Origin of the sequence: Bradyrhizobium sp. (assembly GCF_049798375.1) — a bacterium.
GTDB lineage: Bacteria > Pseudomonadota > Alphaproteobacteria > Rhizobiales > Xanthobacteraceae > Bradyrhizobium.
The window spans coordinates 1-4,875 of sequence record NZ_JBARGP010000670.1; the positions used below are offsets into that span (position 1 = coordinate 1).

Sequence of the window (4,875 nt, forward strand, 5' to 3'; positions counted from 1 at the left end):
CGCCTGCTACGCCGGGACCGGATGAGGCGGCGTCGAGCCGCGTTGCTGCGGTGACCGCGCCGGAGAAATCTCATTTGATGGCGAACCTGCGCAAGGCGGGTACGACCGGCGCGCTCGCAGCCAATACGGCGCCTGCGACGGCGAAGCATGCCGAGGCCAAACCGGAAGCCAAGCCCGAGGCGAAGCCGAAGGTGCTCGCCGCGAAGCCCGCCGAGGTCAAGCAGGCCGCGGCACGTCCGCCGTTCAAGCCACAGCCGAGCTCGGACGCAGCGGCACCGGCGCCAACCCAGCAGACCGCATTCGCCTCGGGCGCCGCGCCGATCATGTCGACCAACTCGTTCAACAACCGCTTCTCCGCGGTGAAGTGAGTTTGATCCGCGCTCGAAGGCGCGGGCTCGCAGTCTTCCCGGGATGCGACGACGTGACTGAGCAATTCGTGATGGCCGGGCAACGCCCGGCCATCTGCGTCGATGCGCCTGTTGCTTCCGATTCAACTGTCAAACAGCCACGCCGCGGTCGTCCCCGGCTCGACCGGGGGGCCCAGTACGCCGTAGCAGTCGTGATCGGTCGAGGCGCCGCAGCGTACTGGATGCCCGCCTTCGCGGGCATGACGCCGGAATATCTGTCTCAGTACGTCGTTACACTCTCGCCGTCATTGCGAGCGAAGCGACGTGTCCGCCATAGCCCGAAGGGCGACGGCGGAAGCAATCCAGAATCCCGACTTGGCTCTGGTTGCTTCGTTGCTTTCGCTCCTCGCAATGATGGCGATATTTCTTCATCGTTCACGCGCCAAACCTGGTCCGATAATCCTGCGGCGTGGCGGCGAGCACGCGCCAAAAGCTGCGACGCATGGTTTCCTCTGAGCCGAAGCCGCAGCGCTGGGCGATGCGCTTCACCGGCAGGCGGGTCTCCGACAACAGCCGCCGCGCGGCCTCGACCCTGAGACGATCGATGGCGCGGAGCGGCGTCTGCCCGGTGGCGCGGGCGTAGTGGCGGCTGAAGGAGCGCTCGCTCATGCCGGCCTGGCGCGCCAGCCGCGCCAGCGACAGATCGTCGGCGAGGTGTTTGCCGATCCAGTCATGCAGCGCGCCGAACTCGTCATCGGCCGCCTGCAACGACAGCGCCTCGCTGAACTGCGCCTGCCCGCCCGGGCGCTTCAGGAACATCACCAGATAGCGCGCCACCGATAGCGCAGCGCCGCGTCCGAGATCCTGCTCGACCAGCGCCAGCGCGAGATCGATGCCGGCGGTGACGCCGGCCGAGGTCCAGACGTCGCCGTCACGGACGAAGATCGGATCGGGCTCGACACGAATGGCCGGGTAACGCCGTGCCAGCTCGTCGCAATAGGCCCAGTGCGTCACCGCGCGCCGTCCGTCGAGCACGCCGGACGCGCCGAGCAGGAAGGCGCCGGTGCAAACCGAGGCGACGCGACGCGCGCGGGCCGCACGCTGCCGCACCCATTGACACAGTTCGCGATCGGCCGCCGCCACATTGACACCAGGGCCGCCGGCGACGATCAGTGTGTCGGCAGCAGCCGTCGCGCGCGGTAGCCGCACGGTCGCGATCTCCAGGCCGGATGAAGTTGCGACCTGCGGCGCGCCCTTTGCCACCATCCTGAGCGCATAAGGCGGCGCGTCACCAGCCTGCACGGCCTGTTCATTGGCGGTCGCGAACACCTGAAGCGGTCCGGTGACGTCGAGCAGCTGCACGTTCGGAAATGCCAGCACCTCGACAACGCGCGCGGCGTGACGGCGCGGCGACGCGCGATGCGAGCTTGGCGGAGAACGAGGGGTCTTTGGCATCTCCGCCACACCGTGCCCCGCTACGCTGCCGTTGTCCATGCACAAAGAAGGAGACCGGCATGCTCGCGTCAGACACCCATCTCACCATCGGCTCGCTGCTGTTCGAAGGCATCGACCAGATCGATCTCACCGGCCCGTTCGAGGTGCTCTCCCGGATTCCGAACGCGAGCTACCGCCTCTATGGCAAGACGGCGGGCGCCGTCCGCGACGTCAAGGGCCTGCGGCTGGCGCCCGACGCGACGCTTTCGGATGCGCCGCAGCTCGACGTGCTGCATGTGCCCGGCGGCTTCGGGCAGCAGGCGCTAATGGAGGACGAGGAACTGCTGGGCTGGATCAGGCGGCAAGCCAATGCTGCGCGGATCTTCTCGGTCTGCACCGGCGCGCTGCTGTGCGGCGCCGCGGGGCTGCTGCGCGGCCGGCGCGCCACCACGCACTGGTCAGCGTTTCATCTCCTGCCGCTGTTCGGAGCCATCCCGGTCAATGAGCGCGTCGTTCTTGACGGCACCTGGCTGTTTGCCGCCGGCGTCACCGCAGGGATCGACGGCGCATTGCGGCTGGCGGCCGAACTGCGCGGCGAGGACGTGGCGCGCACAATCCAGCTACACATGGCCTATGCCCCGGAGCCGCCATTCGACAGCGGCACGCCGGAGAGCGCGCCGCCGGCAATCCTGAAACAGGCTCGCGATTCGGTTGCCGACATCACCAGCCAGCGCGAGATCACCGCCCGACGCGTGGCGACACGGCTTGGCATCGACATTTCGGATGTGAGCGTTCGCTGAACCGGATTCGAGCAAACGACGCTGGCGGGAAGTGTGGGCAGTCTGGCGCTCCGCCAGGACGCCCGATCCTAAATCACCCTTGGCCGCTGACGACCAATTTTCAGGAGACGATCATGACGACAATGACATTCACCAGGACCGCCGCGCCGCAATGGCTGCTCGATATGTGGAAGGAGATCGACGACAAGACCTTCGGCAAGGGTTTCGACTGCTTTGCCGAGGACGCCGTCTGCAATCTCGGCGTGGCCGACTGGCACGGACGCGAGGCCATCCGCAACAATCTGCGCCAGTTCATCGACCGCGGCTTCACCGCGCTGCATGAGGTGGTGGAATATTGGGACAGCCCGCTGCTCAAGATCTTCCACGGCAAGGTGGCGATGAGCTTCGACGACCCGACCGTCGCAGCCGTACGGCCGACCATGACTCACTTCTTCTACATGGACGAGAAGGACCCGACCAAGGTGAAGCACTGGATCGGCGCAGTCGGGCCGACCGGGTTTTGAGCAAGACGCCGGCGAGGCTCGCCTCGCCGGTATCGGTCGAGCGTCACCGCTCCCTCACCCGGACCGATACGCCCATGGCGTCGAGCAGCCGAAACATCTGCTCGTCGCCGATCCTCAAGCCTGCGAAGTCGGCCAGGGTCGTGAGGTTCAACCCGCTCACCTCGGCACCTCCGAGATCGGCACCGCTCAACTTCGCACCGTCCAATATCGCCTGAAACAGGTCGCAATTGCTGAGGTCGGCATCGGTCAGGTCCGCGCTCGACAAATCAGCTTCACGCATCCGGCTGCCGGCGAGGCTGCACCCCAGCAATTTCGCCTCCGACAGTTCGACCAAGTCCATCCTGCAGGCGAGAAAGCCCGCGCGCGTTTCGATCCGTTTGCGGCTCAGGGCGCGGCTGAAATCGACCTTCGTGAATTTCACCCCGGTGAGATTGCAGTCGCGCATCTCGACCGCAAACAGCTCGGTGCGTTCGAATATCGAGAGCGACAGGTCGCACGCCTTGAACGCCGCCCGCTTGAGGTCGCTGAAGGCGAAGCTGCATCCTTTGCCGGCTTCGCCGGTGAAGACGCAGTTTTCGAACGCGGCGCCGGCAAGCTCGGCATGCGCGAAGCGGCATGAGAGGAAGCGACAATCGGTGAAGCGCGCATCCGCGAGGATGGAGTTGGAGAATTGAACCCGCTCGAACTGGCAGCCGACGAATGACGCGCCCTCGCAATCCAGCTCCGGCCAGCGATCGTCGGCCATCCGCAGCAAGCGGACGGGGCTGCCGGCGGAGAGATCCCGACTGATCTGTTGAGCGAGCGCATCGACGCTCATAGCAATGACATTGGCGGCGCCAGGTTGCAGTATTTACCGTAGATCGCCGGTTATGCCATCGGTTAACATCCCGGTACAGCGTCAACCTTGCGCGATGAATTCCAAGGTGAAGCGCGCGTAGCCTCAAGGGCGATGGAGCTACCATGACATCCGAGGCGGCGTCGACACAATGCGGCGACTGCACCCTGTGCTGCAAGGTGATGGCAATCGAGACGCTGGCGAAGCCGGCGGGCGCCTGGTGTCCGCATTGCACGGCGAAGCGCGGCTGCACGATCTATTAGCATCGCCCAGCCGAATGTGCCGATTTCAGCTGCCTGTGGCTGGTGTACGATTTGCTCGATGCGCGCTGGAAGCCGAGCAAGGCAAAATTCCTGCTGACGACCTCCGAGGACGGCATCGAGCTGCGCTGCGATCCCGGCTTTCCCGATGCGTGGCGCAAGGAGCCCTACTACAGCGAGGTCCGCGAATGGGCCGTCGCTGGCGAGCGGGATGCCATGACGGTCGTGGTCATCAGCGGCCGGCGCCTGATCCTGGTGACCGGAAGCCGCGAATTCGATCTCCGCATGGTCGGAGACGACGAGCGGATCGTGCGCGAGCTCGACGATGGCAGGGTTGTCAATGCGCGGGTGGTGAAGGCTTGGGAGCTGGACGGCTAGCCCCGCGCTGCATGACGAACCGCGCGCAGACGGCGCGAGGTCGCTAAAAAAATCCGCGCATGGCCTGTCGGATCATCCCAGGTCGGTTCGTCCTTGGAATGCGGGATCGGGTCCGACTGGGCCTGCACCGCGAGATCAACCGAGCAGGGAAGGAACCACAGCAATGACGACGCCGGAAATGGTTTCGCTGGGCGTTTGGCGCGAGGCGCATCGCGCCCATCTGGTCCGCGAAAAGGCGTTCATGCGCGAGCGCGACGCCCTGGCCGCCGCGAGGCGCGCCCTGCCCTGGTTGAGGATCGAGAAATCCTATTTGTTCGA

At 65.7% G+C, this 4,875-nt stretch carries 7 protein-coding genes and 1 pseudogene; 6 read left to right on the forward strand and 2 right to left on the reverse strand.

Translation table 11 applies throughout. The annotated features are described in order from the left end of the window. Nucleotides 1-368 (forward strand): annotated as a pseudogene (locus WA702_RS26180) (L,D-transpeptidase family protein); the annotation flags it as partial. 414 nt (nucleotides 369-782) lie between these two features. Here WA702_RS26180 and WA702_RS26185 read toward each other — a convergent pair. Continuing rightward, entirely contained in the window at nucleotides 783-1,802 is a 1,020-nt protein-coding gene (locus WA702_RS26185) for a GlxA family transcriptional regulator (RefSeq protein ID WP_425113445.1), read from the reverse strand. Nucleotides 1,803-1,861: 59 nt separating this feature from the next. Between WA702_RS26185 and WA702_RS26190 the strand changes: the two genes are divergently transcribed. Together WA702_RS26190 and WA702_RS26195 are read left to right on the forward strand one after the other, a co-directional pair. Beyond that, nucleotides 1,862-2,581 (forward strand): DJ-1/PfpI family protein, encoded by a 720-nt coding sequence (locus tag WA702_RS26190; protein WP_425113446.1) that lies wholly within the window; start codon nucleotides 1,862-1,864, stop codon nucleotides 2,579-2,581. 113 nt (nucleotides 2,582-2,694) lie between these two features. Beyond that, the gene (locus WA702_RS26195; RefSeq protein WP_425113447.1) at nucleotides 2,695-3,084 is read left to right on the forward strand and encodes a nuclear transport factor 2 family protein; all 390 of its coding nucleotides are present in this window, start codon (nucleotides 2,695-2,697) and stop codon (nucleotides 3,082-3,084) included. Between the two features lie 43 nt (nucleotides 3,085-3,127). Here WA702_RS26195 and WA702_RS26200 read toward each other — a convergent pair whose 3' ends face one another. After that, nucleotides 3,128-3,901: a pentapeptide repeat-containing protein gene (locus WA702_RS26200; RefSeq protein ID WP_425113448.1), complete on the reverse strand. Its 774-nt coding sequence runs from the start codon at nucleotides 3,899-3,901 to the stop codon at nucleotides 3,128-3,130. A gap of 143 nt (nucleotides 3,902-4,044) precedes the next feature. Between WA702_RS26200 and WA702_RS26205 the strand changes: the two genes are divergently transcribed. The 3 genes from WA702_RS26205 to WA702_RS26215 form a co-directional block, all read left to right on the forward strand. Then, on the forward strand, nucleotides 4,045-4,182 hold the full coding sequence (locus tag WA702_RS26205; protein WP_425113449.1) for a hypothetical protein: 138 nt from the start codon (nucleotides 4,045-4,047) through the stop codon (nucleotides 4,180-4,182). Nucleotides 4,183-4,224: 42 nt separating this feature from the next. Further along, nucleotides 4,225-4,557 carry a hypothetical protein gene (locus tag WA702_RS26210; RefSeq protein ID WP_425113450.1) on the forward strand — a complete coding sequence of 111 codons (333 nt, stop codon included), beginning with the start codon at nucleotides 4,225-4,227 and terminating at the stop codon, nucleotides 4,555-4,557. A 163-nt stretch (nucleotides 4,558-4,720) separates the two neighbouring features. Next, on the forward strand, nucleotides 4,721-4,875 hold a 155-nt coding region (locus tag WA702_RS26215), incomplete at its 3' end, for a DUF899 family protein (protein WP_425113451.1).

What these genes read in the sequence shown, in the direction of transcription:
- WA702_RS26185 (WP_425113445.1), bottom strand. Translation starts at nt 1,802, where the DNA reads ATGCCAAAGACCCCTCGTTCTCCGCCAAGCTCGCATCGCGCGTCGCCG.
- WA702_RS26190 (WP_425113446.1), top strand. Translation starts at nt 1,862, where the DNA reads ATGCTCGCGTCAGACACCCATCTCACCATCGGCTCGCTGCTGTTCGAA.
- WA702_RS26195 (WP_425113447.1), top strand. Translation starts at nt 2,695, where the DNA reads ATGACGACAATGACATTCACCAGGACCGCCGCGCCGCAATGGCTGCTC.
- WA702_RS26200 (WP_425113448.1), bottom strand. Translation starts at nt 3,901, where the DNA reads ATGAGCGTCGATGCGCTCGCTCAACAGATCAGTCGGGATCTCTCCGCC.
- WA702_RS26205 (WP_425113449.1), top strand. Translation starts at nt 4,045, where the DNA reads ATGACATCCGAGGCGGCGTCGACACAATGCGGCGACTGCACCCTGTGC.